The organism is Vibrio sp. Vb339 (genome assembly GCF_902751245.1).
In the GTDB taxonomy this organism is placed as follows: Bacteria; Pseudomonadota; Gammaproteobacteria; order Enterobacterales; family Vibrionaceae; genus Vibrio; species Vibrio coralliirubri.
Genome location: NZ_CADDIS010000002.1, coordinates 60,206 through 86,207, shown reverse-complemented (window position 1 = coordinate 86,207; position 26,002 = coordinate 60,206). Strand labels below are relative to the sequence as shown.

24 protein-coding genes are annotated in these 26,002 nt (G+C 44.4%); 11 read left to right on the top strand and 13 right to left on the bottom strand.

Annotated features, from left to right (window positions below):
* Nucleotides 1-33 precede the first annotated feature (33 nt).
* The 7 genes from HRQ85_RS09145 to HRQ85_RS09115 all read right to left on the bottom strand — a co-directional run bounded on the left by HRQ85_RS09145 (nt 34) and on the right by HRQ85_RS09115 (nt 7,007).
* Complete coding sequence (locus tag HRQ85_RS09145) at nt 34-1,062, bottom strand: succinylglutamate desuccinylase (protein ID WP_017092609.1); 1,029 nt, start codon at nt 1,060-1,062, stop codon at nt 34-36.
* A 268-nt stretch (nt 1,063-1,330) separates the two neighbouring features.
* Entirely contained in the window at nt 1,331-3,127 is a 1,797-nt protein-coding gene (locus HRQ85_RS09140; protein WP_172379411.1) for a M3 family oligoendopeptidase, read from the bottom strand.
* 133 nt (nt 3,128-3,260) lie between these two features.
* On the bottom strand, nt 3,261-3,878 hold the full coding sequence (locus tag HRQ85_RS09135) for a histidine phosphatase family protein (protein WP_172379410.1): 618 nt from the start codon (nt 3,876-3,878) through the stop codon (nt 3,261-3,263).
* 9 nt (nt 3,879-3,887) lie between these two features.
* Nucleotides 3,888-4,490 (bottom strand): bifunctional adenosylcobinamide kinase/adenosylcobinamide-phosphate guanylyltransferase, encoded by a 603-nt coding sequence (gene cobU, locus HRQ85_RS09130; protein WP_122082924.1) that lies wholly within the window; start codon nt 4,488-4,490, stop codon nt 3,888-3,890.
* A gap of 9 nt (nt 4,491-4,499) precedes the next feature.
* Complete coding sequence (locus HRQ85_RS09125; RefSeq protein WP_122082925.1) at nt 4,500-5,306, bottom strand: adenosylcobinamide-GDP ribazoletransferase; 807 nt, start codon at nt 5,304-5,306, stop codon at nt 4,500-4,502.
* Nucleotides 5,306-6,352 carry a nicotinate-nucleotide--dimethylbenzimidazole phosphoribosyltransferase gene (cobT, locus tag HRQ85_RS09120; RefSeq protein ID WP_102530316.1) on the bottom strand — a complete coding sequence of 349 codons (1,047 nt, stop codon included), beginning with the start codon at nt 6,350-6,352 and terminating at the stop codon, nt 5,306-5,308. The genes HRQ85_RS09125 and cobT overlap by 1 nt, the downstream gene beginning before the upstream one ends.
* Nucleotides 6,353-6,395: 43 nt before the next feature.
* Entirely contained in the window at nt 6,396-7,007 is a 612-nt protein-coding gene (locus HRQ85_RS09115; protein WP_172379409.1) for a flavin reductase family protein, read from the bottom strand.
* Nucleotides 7,008-7,726: 719 nt separating this feature from the next.
* On the opposite strand from HRQ85_RS09115, the gene HRQ85_RS09110 reads away from it, so the two are divergent.
* From HRQ85_RS09110 to HRQ85_RS09100, 3 genes are all read left to right on the top strand, one after another.
* On the top strand, nt 7,727-8,212 hold the full coding sequence (locus tag HRQ85_RS09110) for a type II secretion system protein (protein WP_172379408.1): 486 nt from the start codon (nt 7,727-7,729) through the stop codon (nt 8,210-8,212).
* Nucleotides 8,213-8,431: 219 nt separating this feature from the next.
* Nucleotides 8,432-9,127: an NAD-dependent epimerase/dehydratase family protein gene (locus tag HRQ85_RS09105; protein WP_172379407.1), complete on the top strand. Its 696-nt coding sequence runs from the start codon at nt 8,432-8,434 to the stop codon at nt 9,125-9,127.
* 185 nt (nt 9,128-9,312) lie between these two features.
* Nucleotides 9,313-10,686, top strand: coding sequence for an L-cystine transporter (locus tag HRQ85_RS09100; RefSeq protein WP_048611859.1), 1,374 nt, complete (start codon nt 9,313-9,315; stop codon nt 10,684-10,686).
* Between the two features lie 113 nt (nt 10,687-10,799).
* Here HRQ85_RS09100 and HRQ85_RS09095 read toward each other — a convergent pair whose 3' ends face one another.
* Nucleotides 10,800-11,192, bottom strand: coding sequence for a GlcG/HbpS family heme-binding protein (locus tag HRQ85_RS09095; protein WP_172379406.1), 393 nt, complete (start codon nt 11,190-11,192; stop codon nt 10,800-10,802).
* 9 nt (nt 11,193-11,201) lie between these two features.
* Nucleotides 11,202-12,212, bottom strand: a complete 1,011-nt coding sequence (locus HRQ85_RS09090) for an aldo/keto reductase (RefSeq protein ID WP_172379405.1) — start codon at nt 12,210-12,212, stop codon at nt 11,202-11,204.
* A 132-nt stretch (nt 12,213-12,344) separates the two neighbouring features.
* On the opposite strand from HRQ85_RS09090, the gene HRQ85_RS09085 reads away from it, so the two are divergent.
* The 6 genes from HRQ85_RS09085 to HRQ85_RS09060 all read left to right on the top strand — a co-directional run bounded on the left by HRQ85_RS09085 (nt 12,345) and on the right by HRQ85_RS09060 (nt 19,344).
* A complete protein-coding gene (locus tag HRQ85_RS09085; RefSeq protein WP_172379404.1) occupies nt 12,345-13,229 on the top strand; it encodes a LysR family transcriptional regulator in 885 nt (294 codons plus the stop codon).
* Between the two features lie 357 nt (nt 13,230-13,586).
* A complete protein-coding gene (locus HRQ85_RS09080; RefSeq protein ID WP_172379403.1) occupies nt 13,587-14,348 on the top strand; it encodes a YdcF family protein in 762 nt (253 codons plus the stop codon).
* A 478-nt stretch (nt 14,349-14,826) separates the two neighbouring features.
* Nucleotides 14,827-16,299, top strand: a complete 1,473-nt coding sequence (locus tag HRQ85_RS09075; protein WP_172379402.1) for an aerolysin family beta-barrel pore-forming toxin — start codon at nt 14,827-14,829, stop codon at nt 16,297-16,299.
* Between the two features lie 218 nt (nt 16,300-16,517).
* A complete protein-coding gene (locus HRQ85_RS09070) occupies nt 16,518-16,739 on the top strand; it encodes a hypothetical protein (protein WP_017059142.1) in 222 nt (73 codons plus the stop codon).
* Between the two features lie 330 nt (nt 16,740-17,069).
* The gene (locus tag HRQ85_RS09065; RefSeq protein WP_172379401.1) at nt 17,070-17,720 is read left to right on the top strand and encodes a DUF3299 domain-containing protein; all 651 of its coding nucleotides are present in this window, start codon (nt 17,070-17,072) and stop codon (nt 17,718-17,720) included.
* 67 nt (nt 17,721-17,787) lie between these two features.
* Complete coding sequence (locus HRQ85_RS09060; RefSeq protein WP_172379400.1) at nt 17,788-19,344, top strand: amidohydrolase family protein; 1,557 nt, start codon at nt 17,788-17,790, stop codon at nt 19,342-19,344.
* Nucleotides 19,345-19,475: 131 nt separating this feature from the next.
* On the opposite strand, the gene HRQ85_RS09055 is transcribed toward HRQ85_RS09060, so the two are convergent.
* The 3 genes from HRQ85_RS09055 to HRQ85_RS09045 all read right to left on the bottom strand — a co-directional run bounded on the left by HRQ85_RS09055 (nt 19,476) and on the right by HRQ85_RS09045 (nt 22,184).
* Complete coding sequence (locus HRQ85_RS09055; protein WP_172379399.1) at nt 19,476-20,426, bottom strand: helix-turn-helix domain-containing protein; 951 nt, start codon at nt 20,424-20,426, stop codon at nt 19,476-19,478.
* A 318-nt stretch (nt 20,427-20,744) separates the two neighbouring features.
* Entirely contained in the window at nt 20,745-21,500 is a 756-nt protein-coding gene (locus HRQ85_RS09050; RefSeq protein ID WP_081228617.1) for a hypothetical protein, read from the bottom strand.
* Nucleotides 21,501-21,662: 162 nt separating this feature from the next.
* Nucleotides 21,663-22,184, bottom strand: a complete 522-nt coding sequence (locus tag HRQ85_RS09045; protein ID WP_010441213.1) for a DUF2058 domain-containing protein — start codon at nt 22,182-22,184, stop codon at nt 21,663-21,665.
* Between the two features lie 415 nt (nt 22,185-22,599).
* Between HRQ85_RS09045 and HRQ85_RS09040 the strand changes: the two genes are divergently transcribed.
* Together HRQ85_RS09040 and HRQ85_RS09035 are read left to right on the top strand one after the other, a co-directional pair.
* Complete coding sequence (locus tag HRQ85_RS09040; RefSeq protein ID WP_019825995.1) at nt 22,600-23,934, top strand: sphingomyelin phosphodiesterase; 1,335 nt, start codon at nt 22,600-22,602, stop codon at nt 23,932-23,934.
* A 39-nt stretch (nt 23,935-23,973) separates the two neighbouring features.
* Nucleotides 23,974-24,924, top strand: a complete 951-nt coding sequence (locus HRQ85_RS09035) for a chromosome partitioning protein ParA (protein WP_172380044.1) — start codon at nt 23,974-23,976, stop codon at nt 24,922-24,924.
* Between the two features lie 4 nt (nt 24,925-24,928).
* Here the strand turns inward: HRQ85_RS09035 and HRQ85_RS09030 are convergent, their stop codons facing one another.
* Nucleotides 24,929-25,963: an AraC family transcriptional regulator gene (locus HRQ85_RS09030; protein ID WP_172379398.1), complete on the bottom strand. Its 1,035-nt coding sequence runs from the start codon at nt 25,961-25,963 to the stop codon at nt 24,929-24,931.
* Nucleotides 25,964-26,002: the final 39 nt, after the last annotated feature.

Sequence of the window (26,002 nt, the reverse complement as noted above, 5' to 3'; positions counted from 1 at the left end):
CGGTTGTTTTTCTCGCTTTAACCCGGCTCGGTATTAATCGTACACAAGCTGACCGTGGTCGAATCGTGTTTCAACTTCGCACACCATTAAGGCCGCTCGTTGACCGATAGCCACGTTACGATTTGGGAATACCACTGCTTCGTTTTCATTCTTCGCCATCAATGGCTTATCACCATCATGACCAAACACTTCACCGTGCTTGAACGCCGTAAAGTTCTCAACGTCGTCAGAGAACATGAAATCAAAGTCATCGTGCAAACGAACAATGGTTCGGCTTACGCGATATGTAATGGTTTTCTTCGGCAAATGCTCTGGTTCTATTTCAGCAATCAGATTACGCATTGCCAAATCGAAAGCCGTTAGCTTATCAAGTTGGTTCTCACCAATTCTTGCAACCTGCCCTAGCTCCATTGTCAGAGCTTGCGCTTCAAAGTTTTCAGCGCTGTACCAACTGAAGGTGCTGGTTGGTGCATTCGATAGCAGTACAGCTTCAACGTGAGCACTGTTGATGAAATCGAAAAGCTCCTTGTTGCGTACTTCGTGGCGAACCTTAGGGCTCACAGCGAACGAGTAATGCTTAGATAAACGGATCGCACAGTGCAAATCTAAGTGCCAACGAGTGGCAGGTACCGTTTCTTTGTAAAACTCAGTAACCAAGTACTTAAGGTTCTTTGCGATATCCACTTCTCGATTACTTTCGTGCTGTTTTTCATCAAACAGACGGTTCATATTCACATCAAGAAAACGAGTATGCGCGTTGGTTGCTTCCGGGTGAGCAATGATGAACAAACATCTTGCTGTCACTACTTGGAAGCCTGTTTCAATATCCTCAATGAGCTTATCAATCAGCTCCATTGGTGAAGTTTCATCGCCATGAACACCTGTTGAAAAGATGATGTTCTTGGTTTCAGAATTGTACTCTGCGGGAATCACTTCCAATACACCGCGTTGATGAAGCTTAATTTGAACACCGTTACTCAGTACGGTCTGTCCTGCAACCACTTCTTGCTCAAGATCTAGGCTGTCAAAAAGAAATGATTGGCGAAAGAGGGTCTTCGTCATGCGCTACTCCTTAATTGCACGGCCGTATGTTAATAAATTGTACATAGAAATTGTGTTGCTAGGATCGCACTTATCAATAGAAACTCCGTTATCACTCACAAATACTACCCATATATTTTTGTATTACCTGCTGATTTTACTAACCGACATCTGTTCCAAATAACTTTCTCTATTTAGAGCAGCTTTTGGTAGTCTCTGGTCATCTCAGCAAGATAAGAGCCACGTAAGCTAACACAGCTCTTACCTGCCATGAACAGATTGAGATCAATTAATCTTCCTGATCAAGCAATCTTTCAAATTCATCGATTTGAACTTTGACCATGTCGATGCTTTGTTGCCAAAAATCCGCTTGAGTCAGGTCCATTCCTAAGTGCTTTTGAACGACTTCTTCCGCCATCATGCTGCCCGTATCACGAAGCAACGACACGTAATCTCCGTAAAATTGCTCGCCTTTTGCATCGCGTTGAGCGTAAACACCTTTACTGAACAGATAACCGAACAGGTATGGATAGTTGTAGAAGCTCACTTGAGAGATGCTGAAGTGCAGTTTGCTCGCCCAAAAGTAAGGGTCGGCTTCTGTCATTGCATCGCCGTACCACTCTTTCCAAGTCGTTTCCATCAAGTCACACAGCTGCTGAGCCGTTAGCTCGCCTTTTTCACGCTGCTCGTAGAAAGCTTTTTCAAACTCAAAACGGACAGGAATGTTCACCATTAATGCTAAAGAAGAAGAAAGCTCTTCCCATAGCATTTCAAGTTTCTCATTGCGTGTTTGGGCTTGCTTCAATAGATAGTCACGAACGATGTTCTCAGCGAAGATAGAAGCTGTTTCTGCTAGCGTCATCGGGTAGCGTGTTTGACACAACGGCATGTCTTTCATCACCCAGTTGTGGAACGCGTGGCCTAGCTCGTGTGCTAATGTCATTAAATCTGAGCGGCTACCGCTCCATGTCATGAACACAAGCGGTGTGCGTGTCGCAGCAAATTTAGTGCAGTACGCACCTAGACGTTTATTGGCTGCTGGAGCGGCATCAATCCAACCGTTCTCAACCATTAATGCGACAAAATCAGCCATCTCTGGATTTACTTCAGCGAACGCAGTTTTGATCACTTCGATCGCCTCATCAAATGGGTAAACCTTAGATTCAGCGTCACCCAGCGGCGGCATCGCAGCTAAGTGATTCCAAGGCTTCATTTCATCTAGCCGGTGAACTCTTGCCATCAACAAACCCGCTTTCTGACCAACAGTGCGATTCGCTTTTGCTACCGACATCATGGTGTCTAGCGTTTCTGGCACAATGCGGCTGCCGTGTAGGCTTGGATCTAAGAAATGCACATCGCTAATCTTCGAGCGCTTTTTGTTTTCAGTCAGTCGCCAACCCGCCAATGCATTTAGAATCGAAGCAAAAGACTCTTGATGCGTTTTCATTGCGCCTTGAACCGCGCGCCATGCCGGTTCTTGTTTGTCGAATTCGCTGCCGTACAACAGACTCGCGGCTTGTGAAAAACCTAGAGCTTCCTCTTCACCTTCCAGCTTTAGCGACAGTTTTAAAGATCCGGTTAGGTTATCGTATAAACGGCCCCACCCATCACGGCCATCAACCTTCATCGCCGCTAACAACTGCTCTTCAGCAACACTGAGTCGGCTGCTTGATAACTTACGAGAGCTTTCAATCGCAAAGCGTTGGCCTGCAACATCCGCGCTCTCATGCTCTAATACTGCATCAATAAATTCTGGTTCTGCGTGAATTAGTGTGTCTTCGTAAGGGCTGAACGCTTGAGACATTTCAGAGTTCAGCTTTGCGACACGACCAAGCAGTGCTTTGGATTCTGTGTGTGTCGCGTCGACCGATGCGTGGCAATTCGCGAAGGTGTTGATCGTGCTTAGTAGCGTGCCTGCCGCTTCTGAAGTTTGAATGGCGTTTTGCATCGCTAGAATGATATGACGCTTTTCAACGTGTAGGTTCAACAGCTCAATACACTGTTGAATGAGTTCAATGTCCTGTTCGATTTTTGCATCATTAAGATCGCTATAAGCAATGCTTAGATCCCAACTTGGTGTTGTCATGACTAAATTCCTTTCACGTAGGTAGTAATACCAATCAGGTATAGCGGCTGTGAACGCCGCTTTATATTTCGATTTCTGTTTCTATTTACAGATCTAATAGATTGTTAATTCTTAAACTGTGTTTTTTGAACACTCAGAGTACAGGTAGCCCTATCGATTTAACGCTGATAAAACTTTGCGCAAACTGAGTGATTTGAATATGAGTTATCGACGCGTTTTCTATCGATAACTTCGAGTACAAACTCGGGTTTTTCCAATCAATATCAAGGCAATGCGCTAACAATATGCGAATCACACCACCATGAGTAACCAACAATATATTGTCACTTGGATCATTCAAAAGTTGCGACCAAGCTTGAGTTACTCTGTCGTGGAAGCCGTGTAAACTTTCTGCGCCAGTCAATTGATGATTTGCTGGGTTTTGCCAAAAGGTTTCTAGCATTTCCCACTTGTCTTCAAGTTCATCAAATGGGACACCATCTACTTCACCGAAGTTCATTTCCTGAAAGCAAGGTGCAATCGACAAAGGCACAGACATACGCTCTGCATACAAGCTCGCGAGACCACCACATCGTCTTAATGGCGAGGTAACCACGCTATCAAAGGTAATGTCTTGTGTAGCAAGCGCCTCACATATCTGTTCTTGAAGCTCAGGGCTCACCAATACATCAGATAAACCATTGAGTGCAGCTTTTCCTTCGACTTTGCCATGTCTTAGCAGATAGATGTTTTTGGTTGTTCCATTGACCATGTGTGTGACCTAGGCTTGAGTATCAAGCAAGTGATTGGATGGTTTTAAGCTCAGTGGTAACCCTGCTGCGACCAGAGTGACTCGTTCAACAACGCGAGCTAGCGCTTGGTTCATTCGCCCAGCATTGTCAACAAACAAGCGCGACACTTTACCCAGTGGCACCACACCTAAACCGACCTCATTAGACACCATGATAATTTGTGCCGGACTTTGCTCGATGCTTTTTACCAAAACTTCAACCACGGCTTCAATCTGCTCATTGGTTGCATCATCACCCAGTTCAAAGATGATGTTGTTCAACCACAATGTTAGGCAGTCAATCAACACCACATCTTCTTTCTCAAAAGACTGCAGTTTTTCGGCTAACTCAACGGGTACTTCATGCTCGATCCACTGTTCTCCACGACGTTGTTGATGGTGCGAGATTCGTTCTCGCATTTCGTCATCAAGATACGTCGCTGTCGCAATATAATTGAGGCGTCCATTTGAACATGCTTCAAACGCACATAATGCTTGTTGCTCTGCAAAACTCGACTTACCTGAACGAGCCCCGCCCAATACCAGATAGCTGTTTCGCTGTCTTGTTTGACTAATTTGATTCGTGTTTGTCATAGGAAACCGTTATAGAAAGCCATTGTAAAATGCAGTAATGAATACCAGGTAAATCAATAACTCCATCAACTGCTGTGCTGCCCCCAAACAGTCGCCAGTAAAGCCACCTATTCGAGCCGTTAACCACTTTTTGAAACCTGCTCTGAACAGATAGGCGACGACCGATAAAACCATAGCGAATTCAAGACCAAACCACAGGCTAGGCAGTACGCCCACAAACAATAAAAAGACAAGTTCACCTTTAGTTTGCTTGTTGGCCAATGGCTTACTCTTGCTCGTGTCCAAATCACTGACATAAGGCATGTCGTAAATTAGCGATGCTGCGATCGCTCGGCTAAAGGTGTAGCTCGTCACGATGACCATAAACAATCCAGTCAAGCTGAGGAGCTCATGCAGCAGAACCCACTTACCAAGCAATGCCATGATCAGCGCAGACGCACCATATGTGCCAATTCGGCTGTCTTTCATGATGGTCAAGCGGCGTTCAAGTGTCATACCGCCACCGATGCCATCCGCCATGTCGGTCAATCCGTCTTCATGGAAAGCGCCAGTGAGCATTAAGCTGAAACTCATCATCAAGAAGATCGCTACTGCACTCGGCAGTACCGCATCAAGTAGCAAGAACACACCGCCACATAGAACACCAAGTAACAAACCAACCGTTGAAAAGTAGCGACCAGAACGATTCATTCGCTCTGTTGAATAAGGCGTGTTCTTTGGCATTGGCAATCGAGAAAAGAAACCCATCGCCAGCGCAAACAGCTCCCACTGATAAGTAACTCGATCTTTCAACGATCTTTCTGGTGCATCACTCATTAAACTGTGACTCCAGCGCTTTCGAAGCTCGCCATGTTGTTATAAAACTCGGCTGCCGCACGAATAATTGGCATCGCCAGAGCTGCACCAGTGCCCTCGCCCAATCTCAATCCAAGATCGAGCAGAGGCTCAGCTCTTAGCAGCTCTAACAGAATTTTGTGCCCTGACTCTTCAGAGCGATGTGCAAAAATCATATAGTCACGGCAGTTCGGTTCAATTAAGGTCGCGACATACGCCGCAACCGACACGATAAAGCCATCGACTAATACTGGTGTTCTGTTTTGGTAAGCACCAAGGAAACCACCGACCATTTGAACGATTTCATAACCGCCGACTTGTGCTAGTACCTCTTTAATATCTTTAACTTCAGTCGCATCTAAACCTTTGCAACGCGCAACACCTTGCTCAACCACAGCCACTTTACGTGTAAGCTGTTCATTGTTGATGCCAGTTCCGAGGCCAACACATTCATCTGCAGAGCGATTCGCTAACACACTTAAAATCGCTGACGCGCTGCTGGTATTGCCGATGCCCATTTCACCAAACATGATGATATTAGTGCCATTCGAAATGGTTCTAGATACAAGCTCTGCGCCCAGTTCAATCCCACGTTCCACCGTTTCTAAATTCATTGCCGCTTCGTTGGCAAAGTTTTTGGTTCGCGTACCCAAGCGCTGAGAAATCAACATGCCACTATCAGATTCCACAGGCAACAATATCCCCGTGTCGACTACCGTGATATCGATATTATTCACCGCACAGAAGCAATTAATCGCTGCACCTCCATTTAGGAAGTTCAACACCATCTGCTGTGTTACCGCGCTTGGAGCAATACTCACACCTTCATCAGCTATGCCATGGTCGCCAGCAAAAATGATGATACTTGGCGTATTCAATTCGATGTGTTCAACCGCAGCTTGTTTGCCTTGGCTCTGAATCAATGCCAGTTGATGCGCGACTTTTTCTAGTAAGCCAAGCGCGCCATGTGGCTTGGTTTTTTGGTCAATACGGTGTTGGATGTACTGCGAGTATTGGGTATCTAACATAGTTTTAAAAACGCTTATTCTGGGTACGGTTTAGTTAGGAAAGCTATTTAGGGCGTGCTACAGAGAACACATTAGAAAGCGTCGCGTATTCACCGCCGCCCAGTCGAGATAAAGGATCAAGTGCTAGTGCATCAATCTTCAAGCGATCGCTCTCTTTATCGATCACACCTTCAGAGATATACACCTGTTCAACTTGAGCAAAGATAAGGCTTTGCGGTACTTCACCGACTTCTTTAACTTCATACAATGTGCAGCCAAAAGCCACGGCGCACTCTTTCACTCTCGGTAAAGAAAAGCCCTCAAATTCAACCAGCTCAATATTATTCGCGGTTACTTCAGAATCACCATGATCGAGAGTGGCAGCTGTTGCCGTCATTATTTCTGCAGAACTTGAAGACGCGATATGGATCACCAGCTTACCCGTTTCAAGGGCGTTACGAGTGGTATCTTTGATTTCGCCCGTTGGCTTCTTCCCGACCGACAACATCAGTAGCGGTGGATTGCTGGAAACGGGTGTGAAATAAGAGAAAGGCGCTAGGTTGTACTCTTGCTCAGAAGATTCCGTCAATGCCCACGCAATAGGGCGAGGAACAACGGTTTGTGTCATCAGGTGATAAATCTGAGTGGGAGCAAGAGTATCAAGCTTGAAGTTCATAGCACGTCCTTGGTCTATGTGAATTACGACTCAGTTTACGTGTTAAGAAGAGTCGTATCTATGGCTAAGTACTAGAAACCGCAGAGAGTGTTCTTAATTTAGACAGATCACGTTGGTTTTTTCTCAAATTGACAATCAAATTGACGAACCCTATAACACCAACAATTCTGATAATAGATTTATCAATAACTTACATTTTGGCATCGTTTATGCATTATCTAAAACACTTGTTAATCTCTCCATTGATAAGTACCCATACAGTGAATTCCCACAACACTGACGCTACACAAAGAAACACAAGCGATAGAAATACTCAACAGAACAGCGATTTAGGAGGTGTAATGATTCCGAACTCAAGTAAAAGAAAGCCAAATAAATCAAATAAGAAAACCAGCAAAAAGGTAAGGAAAATCCCACTGTCCTTCACCTAGTAAGCAGCAAAGCAAGTAACAAAGCCCGTCGCCCAGCGGGCTTTGTTATGTTTGGAGTTTTGAATTTGCAATCATATCAAGATCAGACTCAGTTGGTTCATCGAAAATCTCAATAGTTAGACAATTAGTTCACTTTAAAACCACTCTGCAATCTAAATATCAAACATTGGCTCACTTGTTACACTTCGTAAACTTATTCTTACATTTCATGAAGTTATAATCACCCTCGGTTTATTTACTCTTATACCCTTGTTGATAGTATCGCCCCATAAATGATTAAGGGGATTTATGAAAAAAAAAGGCTTTACGTTAATCGAGTTAGTTTCCGTTATCGCTATTTTAGGCATTGTGGCTGTGACAGCAGCACCACGCTTTTTGAACCTCAAGTCTGACGCAACAATAGCCAGTCTCGATGGCTTCATTGGCGCATTCAACGCAACCAATGAAATTGTCATGGGTAAAGCAACCATTGAAGGTTTAGAAAAAGAAAAACTCGTTCAATTGCCAGATCAAGATATATGGATTCGATGGGGCGCTATTGCTCTTGACTCTGACAATATCAAAAACGCGATGCAATCAGATGATTATCAATTACTCAGCTATGGACCCAAATTCAACCCTACCCTTATTGTTTACACGGGCAGAGAAAGGAAGTTTGTAGAGTTGGGAAGCTATAACTGTTTTGTTCAATTCACACGATCTTACACATCGAATCAAAGCCAAGTCATCAACATTGGCGATCTGACAATCAATAAATTCTATGACGGGTGTTAACCTCCTCGTTTAAAAATTTCGCATGATCATTATGTCGTCTGAACTCTTTAAGCCCGCAAATACGGGCTTTTTGTTTCCATAACATTATTTTTCCATAGCTAATATAGATAACTGACAATTAATTTGCATGTGCCTTCACATTAAAAGCGAACAAGTTTTCGTCATTGAATAAGAAGGTTTAAATTACAACAGTGACTTACTTAAGTGTTAGGGAGAACCATGAGCATTTCTGGAGACAAAACATCGGTCGTGGTGGCTGGTGCAACCGGGTTAATTGGTCATCATGTGATGAAATTGCTCATCGATGAACCCGCGGTTGATCATATCTATGCCCTATCTCGCCGAGCGTTAGATTCACAGTTTGACTCCAACAAACTCCACACTCTTATTCACAGCGACCTGCAAGTTACCCGTTGGGATGACACCAATGCGACGCCTAATCTTGGCGTTATATGCTTAGGTACAACTAAGAAAAAGGCAGGGTCAAAAGAAGCGCTTCGTAAAATCGATGTGGAACTGGTTAGCCAAGTCGCACAGTCGATGAAGTTTCTTGGGGTTCAACGCGTAGCGGTCGTTTCTAGCCATGGCGCTTCACCAGATTCCTATTCGCACTACCTTCGCTGTAAAGGACAAATGGAACAAAATTTAAAACGTATTGGCTTCAAGCAGCTTTTCATCGCACGCCCTGGGCCTCTGGTGGGTGAGCGTGATGAACCTAGAGCTGATGAAAAACTCCTGCAAAGTGTCTTTCCTCTGCTGTCTCCATTTATGCTTGGTAAGTTCAAAAACCTACGCCCTATTCAGTCGGAAGACGTAGCCAAAGCAATGTTGTTCCGATTATTCGAAAATAATTTCCAAAATATCGAAATTTACTCGTCAAGTGACATGCTCAATTTATTGGCAAAATATCGCTAAAAAGCTCACCTATTCATCACAATGTTGAATATCCACCCATCCTATTGAGTGGATATTACTAATCGTTCTAATAAATTACTTTTCCTTATTTTACGTTTTGTTACAGGTCGCTACTGTAGCTAACAGTATTTGCGCCCATATATCTAAGCGCCCTATCGATTTAAAGAAATTCATAAGGAAAACAAATGTCATTTTCAGCTATCGCTGCCTTAGCGGTATTCACTGGTATCCTCTTTTTTCTCTACGGACAGCAGAAAAAAGAAAACACACTTTCTCGCCTCGTTTTACTCGGTTTAGTATTTGGTAGCGCATTTGGTCTTGGTCTACAGCTGTTATTTGGTGAAGGCAATCCGGTCATCAACGAAACACTAGACTGGGTAAACATTGTTGGCCGTGGTTATGTTGGCCTACTAAAAATGGTGATCATGCCATTAGTATTGGTTTCAATGATTGCTGCAGTAGTGAAGCTTGAAAAAGGCGGTTCACTGGGCAAAATCTCTGGCATCACCATTTCTGTACTGTTAGCAACAACCGCGATATCTGCGATTGTTGGTATTGTTGTAACGCAAGCATTCGGCTTATCTGCTGAAGGTTTAACAGAAGGCGCTCGCGAAACAGCACGTATCGCAACACTTGAAAGCCGCATCGGTAGCGTTTCAGACCTAACAATTCCACAAATGCTGATTAGCTTTATTCCGACTAACCCATTTGCAGACCTAACGGGCGCTCGCTCTACGTCTATCATCGCAGTGGTTATCTTTGGTGTGCTAACGGGTATTGCTGCTCGTAAAGTGATGGCAGAGAAAGAAGAACTAGAATCTCCAATCCGTACTTTCGTTGAAGCGGCACAATCTATCGTGATGCGCTTAGTTAAGATGATCATGGCACTCACGCCATACGGCATCGCAGCGTTAATGGCGAAGGTAGTTGCAACATCAAGTGCTTCTGACATCCTCAGCCTACTAGGTTTCATCGTTGCATCTTACGTTGCGATTCTACTAATGTTCGTTGTACACGGTGTGTTGGTTTCTTTTGTTGGTGTAAACCCGAAAGAGTACTTCCAAAAGATCTGGCCTGTACTGACGTTCGCTTTCACGTCTCGTAGTTCTGCCGCAACGATTCCACTGAACGTTGAAGCTCAAATCACTAAGCTAAACGTGCCACCAGCGATTGCTAACCTGTCTGCCTCTTTCGGTGCGACGATTGGTCAAAACGGTTGTGCGGGTATCTACCCTGCAATGCTAGCAGTCATGGTTGCACCTACGGTTGGCATTGACCCAATGGACATCAACTTCATTCTGTCTCTGATTGCTATTATTACAGTTAGCTCATTCGGTATTGCTGGCGTAGGTGGCGGTGCAACGTTCGCGGCACTTATTGTACTTCCTGCTATGGGCCTTCCTGTAACGATTGCAGCACTGCTTATCTCTATCGAGCCACTTATCGATATGGCACGTACAGCGCTTAACGTATCTGGTGCAATGACAGCCGGTACGATCACAAGCCGCCTATTGGGTAAGAAAGACAAGCAACAAGATCTGGAACAAGCGAACGCTTAATGGATTCGATTGATTCAAGCACTTGAATCTCGTTAAACAAAAAACCGATGCACATGCATCGGTTTTTTATTATCTGCTACTTCTAACTTCCATTGCTTCACAGGCAACAGCGCTTAGAGCACAAGTTGAATCACTTTCTCAGCAAGTGCTTCATCGTCATCTTCACTCAATCCGCTGATACCAATCGCGCCAATCACCTGCCCATTTAACTCAATAGGAACACCGCCTTTAAAGCCAGTGATCTTAGCGTCAGTCCAGTAACTTAAGTCTTTACCGGTTTCTCTCGCCCAAGCCCCTAAGTTACCACTTGGCTGTCTGTCTCTTGCAGACGTATAAGCTTTGTTCTGTGCTAACAATCCGGCTTGAACACTCACATTATCCATGCGAATAAACGCCTGTAATTCACCGTGCGTATCACACACGCTCACCGCGATTGCTTGCTGATTACGCTCAGCAATATCGAGAGCATTAGACACCAATTGTTGCGCGATCTTTTGATTCAACATACTCATTCCTTATGGCAGTGCCTGACCACGTGAGTACACGTATAAGTTGTACCACTCTTCACGAGACAGGTTTATCTGAGTCGCGACTGCCGAAGCTTTGATTCGCTCTAGATTTGTGGTGCCAATTACAGGTTGGATACGAGCAGGGTGACGAAGCAAAAATGCTAACACAATCGCTTCACTTTCTACGCCATATTGGTTCGCTAACTGAGCCACATAGTGCGCTGTCTTTTTCACATTCTCATGTTCTGAATACAAACCTTGCTCAGCAAATCGGCCTTGTGCCAAACAGCCCCAAGCTTGCAGTTGGATGTTATTCATTTGGCAATGCTCTAGCGTGCCTGCGGCGAAGTCTGATTGATGGTGCCCTTGCGAGTTAATCATCACCCCATCATTCAACCAATCCAGCTTGGCTAAGCTCATCTCAACTTGATTCGCGACAATAGGTTGCCCTAGCGCAGATTGAAGATACTGAATTTGATGGCTGTTCATGTTCGACACACCAAAGAAATCGACCTTACCTTGCGTTTTTATGTTCTCTAACGTTCTTGCTAGCTCATCGAGTTCCATCAAAGGGTCAGGGCGATGCAATAACAACACATCAAGCTTCTCAGTGTTCAAACGGTCGAGAATACCGTCTACCGATTGGCCTACCCAATCAGCCGAGAAATCATAACGACCAACATTGCCCTCGCCTTCAAAACGAATCCCACACTTAGATTGAATGAACATCTGTTCACGCAGATCAGGCGCTTGTTGTAATGCTTGACCAAAGGCTTGCTCAGCTTTGCTGAAGGTATAGATATCCGCATGGTCGAATAAGTTAATGCCCGATTCTAGTGCGGTGTCGATTACGCTTCGTGTTTGAGCAACATCCGCACTCATCACTGGATTATCATTCCAGCCACCACCTAATCCCATGCAGCCATAGGCAACTTGCCCAACATTTGGCAGATGGTTTGATAATGGGATCCTCTTTTTGTCATTCGTTTTATTTGTAGATTCAATGCTGTTCGTCATATCGATTCTCGCTTAGAAGATTTGCTGACCAGAAATATGCCTCTATCATATTGTTCTTTTTAAAAAACAGAATATGCTAGTTACGAAATGATTGTTTGATATGACGAACAATAGATTGGTAGGAGCGCGCGAATGAACGAACACAAAAGAATAGAACGACTGATCCTGTTTGTAGAACTGGCTCAGCAACTTAACTTTACCAAGGCAGCCGAAAAGCTCGGTATCTCTAAGAGCTACCTTTCTGAGCAGATCAAACGTTTAGAGAACGATTTACAGTGCCCGCTTTTGGTCAGAACCACGCGCAGTGTTCGTTTAACCCAAGAAGGTGAACGCGCGTTACAACAAGGCTTAACGATTCGTTCGCAAGTCTTACAGCTTGAACGCAGCGTTTCAGAGCAACATGACGTCGTCAAAGGTCTATTACGCCTTACCGCGCCAAAGATGTTTACTGAGGTATATCTATTCGATATCTGCCAACAGTTTAGGCAACAATATCCAGAAATCCGCTTTGAGATAAACAGCAGCTACACCAACTTTAATCTCAACCAAGATGATATCGATATCGCGTTTCGTGCCACCAATACGCCACCTGACAACATGGTGGCGAAACACTTGATTAGCTATCAGCATGATTTAGTCGCGACTCCCGGTTATCTTAATCAATTTGGTCGCCCTACCAATGTGAGTGACTTAAGTGATCACCAATGCTTAGCAACGCTGCACCAAACCGAGTGGCCTTTAAAATCGGCAAATATTGATGTGTCCGGCTGGCTTTCAAGTAATGACAACCACTTACTTAAGCAACAAGCTATGGCAGGCAGTGGCATCATCCGTATCGCAAGTTACTACGTTGCGAAAGAGGTCGAGCTTGGAGAGTTAGAGCAAGTGCTGCCTGATGAATGCCTACAACAAGGCAACAGTATTTACCTGTTCTATCCGCAAGTTATTTACCCGGCAAAAAAACACCAAGTGTTCGTTAAATTTGTTCAAGCTTACTTTGATAATTTGAGAGCTTGAAAACTTAAGAGCTTGATCATTTAAGAGCTGAGAGCTTGATAATTTGGCAGTTTAAGAATATCAGAGCTGATCTAACGAATTGAAAAATGAGAAGCCGAGGAACCGATAAATTAAATAACACGAAATAAGGTTTAAACAACCCTCTTGGTTTATATACCTATATTTAGAATGGGATTATCGAACAATAATAAAGCAATTTTGCGAATACTATCATCGATGATTATGTTTAATAGAGAGAAATCGTGCATTTGTTCAATAATACAATGAGTTAGTTATGAACGATTAACATAACTGATATATGATGCACCGCTTCAGTATGTCACATCATTTTGGCACCAGTTCGATAACAGGATCCTCATGAGCTTTATTATATTATTACTTCTTCTGCTAGTCGTAGGCTTTACACGTTTACTTCAGTGGCGAAAAACCTCTCTGTTTTTATCTCTTGTTCTTATATCGTCATTTGTGCTGATTGGTTCAGGTTTAATTCCTCGTTATTTACTGAACGACCTACAAGCCAACTACGAAAGTAAGCCTGATATCCAATGGTCTGACAATAACGCCATTGTTCTTCTGGGTGCGGGAACGCAGTTAATTAAAAGCACGCAAGAGTTTGAGCCAGCCTTTTTCTCTTTTGGCCGAATCAGTGAAACGGCAAGCCAATATAAAGAGTGTGCAAAAACGCAAACTACATGCAAAGTGATCATCAGTGGTGGCGATGCACAAAATAACGGTGTTACCGAAGCAGAAGTTTATCAACAACAATTGCTCAGACTTGGCGTTCCGATGGGTGACATCATTCAAGAGCCAAATAGCGTCAACACTTGGAAGAATGCACAGCTCACTAGTGACCTAATGAAGCACCATAAATTCGACAACATTGTGTTGGTTTCATCTGGCCTGCATATTCGTCGTAGCGAGCTCTACTTCAACCACTTTGGCTTGAATGTTATTCCAGTAAGAGCCGACTATATGGCTGCTCAAATTTCATGGTTGCCGTTGTGGTACAACTTTGCGGTCACAGATTTTGCTTTGCATGAGCAGATAGGCTTTGCCCGTTACAACATCTACAACTTTATGGGTTGGAACAGCAAACGCGAAAAGCCAGGTGATGCTTAACCTCTACCAATTAAGTTAACTCGAACAATACAAAATGCAGCAGCAATCAAACGGTTGATGGCTGCATTTTTTGATCTTGCTTATCACAACATCCTTTCTTATTTGGCTTACTCAGTACTTCCCCATCCTTTAAGCAATAAACCTCTCTAATCCATCTTGCTGGCCTAATTTTTTCCAAGCCAACATACCAAATAGCGAGACTTCAAAAACAGAAACGTTCAACAATTAATCACCCATAGATTGGATTGTTGAAACTAATTGAAGTCATCAAGATAAGTCTTTATCAAACAACAAGTTGATCAGTACAACCTCCTGATATCTATAAGTATTTATTTTCAATTCATTTCAGTATTTTTGGCATTGTTTTATATGACAAAGTACACCCCGCTAGAGTCCTTCGGCTTTAAATCAATACCCATAAAACTAATAAATCGAATTAAATAAAAATAGCCAAACAATGGCATTTAGGAACTTATTCATGCTTAACGTCAGTAAAACCGTTCTATTTAGCTCTGCCCTTTGTTTCATCTCTTTTAGCACTCATGCAAAGATATATTCAGACCAAATCGTATTGGATAACCTCGGTGAAGACATCTGCCGTTCCGATTATCGTCCGCTCAGTAATACAGAAGCGCAAGAACACAAAACCGCCCTACTATCTCGCATGAATGTGTGGGACATTGCTGGCCTTAAAAATGACTGGGTGATCATGGGGTCTGGCTACCACGGGCTCATCAAACAAGGACAACCAAGCGACAATACTTGGTGCTACCCCAATACCCCAGACGCTGGCCTGCCTTACTACGAAGCGCAAGCCATCGAAACGAACAATAACCTTGATGTTCAACGCGCCTTAGTCAGCGACAACACGAACTTTATCAGACCACTGAGTTACTTAGCCCATAACCTGGGTTACGCTTGGGTTGGAGGCGATAGCGCACATTATGTCGGTCAAGACATGGCAATAAAACCGCTTAACAATGGTTGGGAGATTAAAGGCAATAACGATGGAAGCTGTGCCGGTGATCGCTGTAATGAGAAGACAAGCATCATTGTTGATAACTTCGCTTACACGCTCGATAACATATCGTTTTTACACGGCTCCATAACAGAGACCGACCAAGAGCTGATTGAAACCGTTTCGGCTTATGCAATCAATGATGGAGATCAGCCTAAACAAATCGTCGTTGACCTTCATTTTGAGCAATCCACACAATGGAGTAAAACACAGCGCTTCGACCTTGCTGATTTAGTCGTCATTGATGAAACCTTTCATTGGCCACAAGTTGGAAAAACAGAAGTAAGAGTAGCGCTAGAAGATGGCCAACGTTTCTCCGATACCAACAGTGGTGCTCGTTTTAAACCAACAGAACTACAAGCCATCATCACCGTGCCTGCTCACTCAGTACTTCCTTTTCAAGTAGAGTTCTTACGCTCTACCATCACTTACCCATACCGTATCAAAACCAGCATGAGTTACGACGTGAACTTCACAGGTTTCCTTCGCTATAGCGGCAATGCACTAAACTCACACCCAACAAACCGTCCGACTGTCTCACACACCTTTACTATGGGAACCACCAGCGAAGATCAAGCCAATATCCGCTACCAATGGGATCACCGTTATATTCCAGGAGAGATGAAATGGTGGGATTGGAGCTGGGCAATCAACACCAATGGCTTGAGTAGCATGCAGTACGCCGCAGGTGCCAGTGTCCGTCCTTTCTACACCTATGTTTCAGGCCAGTTTAGTGCGGAGTCACAATATTCTGGAATGATCGATATTGGTACCGAGCACTCTATTGATTCATTTAACGCCATGACACCTTCTGGCGATTACACAACCTACTACGCCGGTGACATCAAAGTTCTGACTGACTTCGACCCTGCGGCTCTAGCGCAAATGGGTTATAACAGCGCTCAGCTAACGCTTACCCCAATACAGCAATAACGTCATAGAAAGTGTCATCTGTGATTCCAAGCCCATTGCACCTGCTCTGGGCTTGATTCGTCTTACATTCTCTCAGTCATACATCTGCATTAGCCGCTAAGTATTCACTTTCTGAATCGTTTTTCATTGACTTAAAAATGAAATCATAACGACACACTAATTTGCGTAACTTAGGGTGCAAATAGGCAATCAGATTAAAGTGCCTATCAGGAGGATGTATGAAACCAAATCGATCTACGGTACTCACTGGACATGTAAAACATTGCCCATGTTGTTCTACCGAACTGGTCATCAAAGACCACATTCACGTTTGCCCGCGCAATGAAATTGGCGACTGTTACTTCGATGGCTACGACCAACACGAACAGCGCGCTAATACCGATTTTATCGATCATGCAAGTGCCAATGATAGCCTTGTTTACGGCATGTCAGAACATTAGCTAGCGAACGAACGTCAATCAGTCTCAATTCCTGTTCAAATGCAAACAAGCCCTGATGCTCTTTCTAGTTAAAAGCGCATCAGGGCTTTTCATTTATTACGCCCTTTTTATTCTTCAATAATCCCTCTTCCTCCTATCAGAATACCCACCCACTCTTGGCGCAAAGTGACCTATCTGTATTTTCAGCGGTTGCTATTATTCACAGCACGAATTACGGAGAGCAAATCAATAGGATTTGACAAAGCTTCGTTACTTACTATTCGTTTAGATTGATAGCGAATAGCTGAGACATTGCGAACGACCCTACGACAACGCTGGAGAATCCATCAGATGCTATTTCGATTTAGTTCACTATTTACGACTCTGTTACCAGGTTTACTGCTTAGCTTTAGTGCTATGTCGTCAACTATGGTGATGTGGGAAGACCTGATTCCGCCGCCAACAAAAGAAGTCGCGCTACCCGCGTTGAATCAAGATCAAGTCTCTAATCTATTTGCCGTTTTGAACTATCAGAAAACGAGCCTCAAGCGCGAGATGAATTCTGGAGAGACACAGCAATACGAAGCAAGCAAGCTCGCATTAAGTGAATCTGGTTATGACGCTGATGAATTACTGGCACTGAGAGAAGAAGCACTGGCGGTAGAACACATTCGCTTAACAACGGTCAACACCGACCTCGAACTGAACGATGTGACTATTCCGGGCTTCGTTGTCCCGCTTGAAATGGACGGCGTGTTAACGACGAAGTTTCTTTTGGTACCCATCGCAGGCGCGTGTATCCATACCCCGCCACCACCGGCAAATCAGACCATTATTGTCGATATTGATGAAGGCTTCCCACTTCAGGATCTTTACAGAGTCGTTATGGTGTCGGGAGATATCGCCACCTTTGAACAAGATCTACCTATCTCATTCATTGATGGAACCGAAGTGATCAGCACGGGTTACTCAATGGCGGCGCATAAAGTCAATTACCCTTAGTAATTCGCCAACTTGCAATAACGTATTCATTTTCAATAACGTATTTATTTTCAATAGGAAAGCAGTCATGAAATCATCCATTCGCTCTGTTGCGTTACCCATCGTCTTAATTGCGTCAGCAGCTAATGTTTACGCAGAAAGCTACGACGTAGTCATTCAAGGTGGTCATGTTATCGACCCAGAGACAGGTTTGAGTGATGTACGAAATATTGGTATCAACAAAGGCACCATTGAAGCGATCACTAAAGATTCAATCACGGGTAAAACCATCATTGATGCGAACGATCACATTGTTTCTCCAGGTTTCATCGACCTCCATCACCATGGCCAAAATATTGCTGGCTATCGTATGCAGGCACAACAAGGTGTGACCACTGCCCTTGAATTAGAATCGGGTATTTTGCCTATCGGTGACTGGTACAAAGGACAGGCAGAAAAGAACCTGCCGATTAACTATGGTGCATCAGCAGCGTGGACATTTGCTCGTATCGCAACGTTCACCGACAGTGAGCCACAAGCTAATTTGCAGTACTTTCAAAGCATGCAAGGGCTCGATAACTGGAAGCAGAAAATCGCGACACCAGAGCAGCTAGAAAAGATCATGGCATACGTTGAACAAGGCTTAGACGAAGGTGCAATCGGGATTGGTATCAATGCGGGTTATGCGCCGGGCTATGGCCAGAAGGAATATTATGCCCTTTCTAAGCTTGCAGCAGAGCGCGACGTTGCAACCTACACGCACGTTCGCTATGCCAGCATGATGGAACCAGGAAGCAGCTTTGAGGCTATTCAAGAGTTGATTGCGAACTCTGCACTGACTGGCGCAAAGATGCACATTAACCACATCAACAGTACCTCACTGCGCGATATTGACGCGACATTAGAACTGTTCGATGAAGCAACAGAGAATGGTTTCCATGTTACAGCCGGCGCTTACCCATGGGGAGCAGCAAGTACGGTGGTTGGCGCGGCGATGTTTAGCGGGCCTGAATGGAAAGAACGTTTAGGCTATCAAGAGGAAAGTATCCAAATGGGTACCGAACGCCTTAATAACGAAGAGCTTCTCAAAGCACAGAAAGAACAACCGGGCTCTATCATAAACTGGCACTTCTTAGATGAAGCGGTACCAAGTGAGTTGTCTGCACTGGATAAGTCAATCATCCATCCCAATGTGTTGATTGAATCAGACTCCATGCCTTGGATGTTGATCGAAGATGGCAAGGTAAGCTATTACGAAGGTGATGAGTGGCCAATTCCAAGCGAGGCATTTGCACACCCTAGATCGAGCGGTACGTTCACTAAAATCTTAGGTACGTACGTAAGAGAGCGTGGTTTGCTCTCTATGGAAGAAGCGATTCGCAAAATGAGTTACATGCCTGCTACTGTGCTTGATGGCTTCGTACCGCAAATGGAGAAAAAAGGCCGTATCCAAGTGGGTATGGACGCAGACATCGTTATCTTTGACCCAAAAACGGTCGCGAACAAAGCGACATACCAAGTACCGGCTGCGATTTCTACAGGGGTTGATACCGTGTTAGTTAACGGTCAGTTTGTGGTTCAAGATGGTGAGCTTGTAACCACTGCAGCACCAGGACAAGCTATACGTCGTGACATTAAGAAATAAGGTCATTCGAGCGTTAGAGTAATATACACAGATCAAAATTAGATTAAATCAAAATAAAGCCAGCCCCCTCCAACTTACATCTAGTGACTGCAAGGGCTGGCTTTTTGTTTATCCGTTAAAACATATCTTAATTAGCTGGTTTGCTTTTGATATTGCGCCGGCGTTTTGCCCAACCACCCTTTGAATGCTCGGTTAAAGTTAGATAAGTCGCTATAGCCACATCGCCATGCTGTCTCGAAAGGTGATGTGTTGGCTTTAAGCAACCGCTTCGCCACCTGACAACGAGCCTCATCTCGCAAACCACGAAATGTACAACCATGCTCGGTGAACTGCCTCTGTAGAGAACGCGACGAAGTTCCAATCAATGAGGCAAGCCATTGAATATTAAACCACGGTAGCACTGCATAGGTTTGCACCAGTGCAGTAATTACCGTCAACCAATCACTGTCTATTGGCTTGTCTACTGGGACGAAATCCGCTGACAACGGCACTTCAATGGCACCAAACGCATGATCGAAACGGAACGCTTCTAGGTTCTCAGCATTGGTAACATCTCTCGCCAAGTGGTCAGGAAAACTCATAAACACCGAGTTAGGTTCCCAATGATTGCCCAAGAACATGCGACACAACGAAATAAAAGCAAAGGTTCGAAACCATTCTGCTTGGTCATAACCGGGTAACGAAGGATGGTATGAGCCTCGGTGACACAAGTACCACTTGCCATCAATTTTATCGACCCAAACCACCATGTAGTTGTTTAACGTCGGCATCATTTCAAGCAGATGATGAAGTGCATGTTCTAAGTTTTCACATCCCGAGAACTCAGAAACTAACTCAGGTGAGATTTGGTCAAGCGTGATTAACCGCCCCACGTCAAACCCAACATTCTTATTGGTTTGTTTGACCATTGCACCGAGAAAAGCCATCGCTTGATGAGAAGACAACCAATACTCTTGGTCTTCAATATCTTCAGGGAAGTCGTATTCAGCCGCAATTTTTCGCCACTCAATCCCCTTTTGTTCAAAGTAAGCTAAGAAGGGAGCAAGGTTGTTTGAATTACTGATATTAATAGGATTCTGCATTAAGCGATTAAAACCTTAGAGACTATCTATTAACGACTATAGCGTTAATTGTTTTTCGATGTGAACTGTTACCGAAACATTGAGTAGTACGCTGCGAAAAAGTACGCTGCGAAAATACACTACAAGTGATAAGAGCAAAGTAAACGTGCTGGCATAGAGCTTTGATTGAATGGTTTTGGGTGTGCAGATGGAAGAAGCGTACAAGGGGCGATATTAAGACAGGTTGCGGAAAGTGAAGGAGTAAGATGAGAAACTGAAATTGAAATTGAATGAAGCCTCCATGCTTCGGGATCTTTAATCGTTAAATAGGTGTAGGTTCTAGAAGTAAACCTTATAGAAAACCCACGCTACCGTGTCATCAATATCGATTTTTTTCGATGTAGATTTCATGCTGCCATTGGTGTTTTCAATCTTAAATTGCCCCCAACGAGTACCATCGCTCGACAAAGGCGTACCCGCAGTTATTGAGCTTTTCAGTAATGAGGTTTCAATGTCACCATCCATGTAGGTGTATTCAGGTGAAAGCATAAAGTACGTGCCATCAGCACCCGGCTTCCATGAAATATACGCCGCAGCCATACCACCAAGTATGTCGGTCTTTTTTTCACCCATCGAAGATGCAAAATCACTGTCGTAATCACCCGCTAGCACGCCCACTCGACCGAACAGAGTTAGGTTTTCTACGTCCGGTTTGATCATCACGACTCCGCCCAACGCTGCAGTCGTGAACTGAGTATTGTCGATGATATCAATCGAGCCCGCCGCTGACGGCATAACAGGGTTAGCGAAATTCATAACATGGAAATATTGCAGTCGGCTGTCTTTGTATTTTCCGTCTTGGTCCATGGTTCCTTCGATGGTACCCATCGCCATTTGACCGTTTTGTAAACCATAGCCAATAGAGCCCGACAGTTTCACGTCGCCTTGGTTACTAAAGCCTAAATAAGCGGATGTGTTAACGGCGGTCAGGTTCGAAGGATCAATCACTTCTTCATTAGAATCTTGTGCGTGAGCTAAAGTGATGCCAGCGCAAAACAGAGTGGTTGCGAAAGCAATTTTGGTGCGTTTTTTCATGTGTGTTCTCCCGTATTAAGGGGACGCACTATAGAGGTTTGCTTAGGTTTATTAAGGTCATTTCGCGCCAAAAAAAATGCAGCGCCAATCAAGTGATTGTTCGCTGCATTCTTAGATCCTGTAAACTTAGCTAGCCATTAGAATGGAGCTAGGTAAAACGGATTACCACATTAGATCATCTGGGATCACGAAGTCTTTGTACGGGTCATCTTCGTCTACTTCGTCTGTGCTACCTGCCTGCGTATCAACGATAGATTCTTCGTCGCGCATAGCAATCTTGTTCGCTACTGCTGTTGGAATAACAACATAGCTCTCGCCTTGACGAGCAATACTTAGAATGCCTTTACTTAGTTGCTTTTGAGTCAGCTCTTCTACGTAAAGGTATTTAACTAGCGTACCGTCGGTGAAGTTGTATTTGATCTCACCGTTCTTCTGTTCGATCTTGTTCATCTCAATCAGTTGCTTCACTTGAGCTTTAATTTCTTTGCTCAACTGCTGTTCTTTCAACTGTTGGTTTAGCTCTTTGTCTTTCGCTTGCTGCGCCAGTTTAGTTTCTTCAGCTGCCGCTTTTGCTTCACGAGACTGAACGCGAGACTTTTTAGAGCCTTTCTTCGCCTTCTTTAATTTTTTCTCATTTACCAAGCCAGCTTTAAGCATCTGCTCTTGGAGTGTTAACTTTGCCATGACTTTCCCAGTTCAGGATTAAAAACGGCACTATCATACCTGTTTTTAAGGTTTCTGTTTACTGAACAAGAATAAATTACAGAACAATCGCAAAATTTGTGCTGATAGGTCTAAGCTGTCGACATAATCCCTTCTAGCTGCCCACAATCTCTACTCTCCCCGAACAAACAGTTTTCATTCAAGCATGCCAACATTGGCTGTTCCGCAGACTCGAAACCATTATCTGACTCTATTATTCGCGCGCGTACCATTTATCATTCCAACAAGACAATATGTTAATTTTCAATGGTTAATCAATTTTATAAAACCTTGGCATATATCTCATATTTGAATAAATGCCATAGAGTTATAACTCCAATGTCATAACTCTTGACTACGTTATTCTAGACATCAATCAATAAGGATAACGTAAACGATGAAAACTCAATGGACTTGGTTAGCTGCACTTGTGGCATCCACATCAATCGCTTCGACCTCTGCCATAGCAGACACTGACGTGTATCTCACCAATAACACCAATCAAGTAATGACCATTCAAGCCAACCACAGCGGTACCGACCTGCTTCAACTCGGTGATGAGTGGCAACAGCATGTTGAACAGATTGGTCCTTGGGAGACGAAGAAGCTGATCAGTTTTAACCGCTGGACTGGTGTGAAATCTGGGAAGACCTATGAGTTTGACACTGTGGTATCGAACGCTGTGGGTGAGAGTGTCACGCTCAACCAAACCATGAAGGGACATTGGTATAACTCGACACTGCAACATGGTTTGAGTGCCGCAGACGTCAACCTAACGTTGCATGACGACCGTAATATTCATCGCAGCACCACCGATGCGTTCGGGGTCAATGCAGAGCTAGCACTTAAAGCCGATTCTACGGCGCGTTATGATGATATTTATTACACCATCACCCCGTCAAAAGTGGATGAACAACCAGAGCCGGATGCCAATACACTGAAAGTCATGACTTACAACATCTGGGCGCTGCCTGCTATCGCGTCGCATATTGGTGACCGCTACGATCTTCTCCCTCAATATGTAAAAGGCTACGACGTGTTGGCGCTTCAAGAAGTGTTTGCTAACGGCAGAGATGAATTCTTGCGTGAACTTGCGAAAGAGTATCCTTATCAAACTAAAATGCTCGATAAAGATGGGATTAACATCTATGACGGTGGTGTGATCATTGTCAGCCGCTACCCTATCGTTAACGAAGCTCAGTATGTTTTCCCTGATTGTACGGGCACTGACTGCTTTGCAGATAAAGGCGTTAACTACGCGGAAGTGATCAAGAATGGTCAGGCTTACCATGTTTTCGGTACCCACACGGCATCATTCGATACGGACACGGCACGTGACTACCGACAACGTCAATTCAAGCAGATGCGTGCACTGGCGCAGTCTCTGAATATCCCGGCATCAGAAACTGTGGTTTACAGCGGTGACTTCAACGTGAACAAGCTCAAGTTCCCGGGCGACTACCAACAGATGTTTGCTAACCTGCAGGCTGATGAACCAACATACTCAGGTTACACCGCTTCTACCTTTGACCCACGCATCAACAACTTTGCGGGTGAGCCTATGTCGGGTGGCGAGAACGTTGAGTATCTCGATTATGTGGTAGTGAGCTCAGAGTATGCCGCTAAAGCGCATAACGACAATCGCGTGGATGTTCCAAGATCAACAAGCAGTGAGTTATGGAAGCACTACAACCTTTCAGACCACTTCCCTGTTAGCGCCGTGATCAAGTAACTCGGTGAACCAATAATGCATCGAGTTATATTAATCCTAATGCTCGTCTTAACGGCGAGCATTATTGGCTATTCGTGGTCATCAAAAACGAACGAAACAGCGCTATCTTCTGCTCAACACACAGAAGCTAAGCCGCGTGTTTCTACGACAACTGATGACGATAATTTCACGCCCACTGCAACCACCAGTTCGGGAAATTCAGCATCGCAGAGCAATCTATCCCTAACTGAATCATCGGGCGGAGAAACGCATGTTGAAAACTTGACTGAGCTTGAAGGTAAGGCTTTATTCGATGAACTCGACGGGTTCTGGAAGCTTTGCCAACAACGCGATGACTGCGCAGAGCAACTCGCACGATTGAAATCAGAATTGCCGAGCATATGGTTTGAGTTACTGAGCGACTATCCGCAGCTATCAGTCGGCTGGCAATTAGCCCAAAGTACCATCCCACTTGAATCCATAGAGACTCTTGAAGATCGTGTTGCCTTATTCAAGCAGTCTGCACAGCAAATATGGGGCGAGTTGGCCCACCAGCTATTCGCAGACCAGTTTGCGCATCTAGATTTTACGCTCGACGCAAACACCCTTAAAGAAAACGAAGCGAGCGAGTTTTTGGCCAACTATCAAGATTTGCTCAGTGAATGGCAAAACAATACGGACACGTTAAACGCGGAAACACAGCTTCTAAAATATGAATTGGCAGTCTCTTTGATACCCAGCAGCTATAGCCCTGCTGAGATAGTATCAGTCAAAGCCGACCTTCAAGAGACCTACTTAGATGAAATGCAGACCAGCAACATTGCCGCGCGAGAACAGCAAGTCGCGCAACAGCAGCAAACCGTGATGAGTTATCACGAGCAACTGGATCAGCTCAACGCGACCTTAGGCTCTCAGCGCTCTTCAAGTTATGCCACTTGGACTCAATACGATTGGGACAGTTACTACCAACAGCAAGTCACCGATTTCAGGGAGCAGTTTTTTAGCAAGTAACTCTTTAACTTAAACCGTCACGAAACTGCGCGGGCGTTTTATTGAGCCAACCTTTAAACGCCCTTCTGAAATTTGCGGGGTCGCTATAACCGAGCCTTTCACCGATGTCATCGATACTCATAGTTGTGCCGAGTAACAGCTCTTTGGCCAGTTCCACTCGAACTTCGGTAAGCAATATTTGATAACCGGAATCATGGGTCACTAGCTCTCTCCTGAGCGTACGAGAGCTACAACCAAACTCATCCGCGAGTTGCTCTATATTCGGGAAACTACCTGCGGTTTGATAAAAGATCGTTTTGATCTGGTTAGTCAGCAAGTGCTCAGAGTCCAGCGTTTCGACTATCGACTGGCAAGACGCAAGATAGCGCTTCAGTGTCGCGGCATCATGAGTCAATAAGGTTTGTGATAAAACCGAGGCATCAAAACGCAGTTCACAATGGTTTTGCTCAAAAATCACCGGGCACTGGAAGCGGTTGTCATAAAGCTTGGTGTAATTGGGACGAGCGTAAGGCAAAGCCAAAGTATGAATATCCAACTCATGACCAGTCAGTTCTTTGAACAAAGAGACGATTGAACTCAAGAAATATTCACTGCAGAAAGGAAGGAGATCACCCACTTCCAAGGTGTTCTCAATCTGAATCACTGCTTGCTCGAAATGTAGAAACAATTTAACCGAGAAGATAGGACCGTTCAGGCGCAGATATTTAAAGCCCGACTTGATGGCCTCCCCGACATTTTGACTGGTCGATAGCGCATAACCCAACACACCAAAGTGGCTCAAGCTAGCGTGTTCCCCCAGCCAAAGCCCTAAGCCATCGTGAGGAAAGCTCTGATTCGCCGCGCTAAATAACGCAAGTTTATCAGCGTATGTCAGTTTTCCATTCGGATCTCGCCAATCCATGTTTGGCAAACCCACATCATTGAGTAGCCTTTCAATATCGATACCTCGTTGCTCTAGCGTATTCAACAGCAGCGCGATATCTAATGTCCCCAACTGATGCCGATGTCCGGTCGGCTTATACTCCGCGATAATCTCCAATCGTCTCTCCTTATATCGAGCCCATTCCCATCAACATGA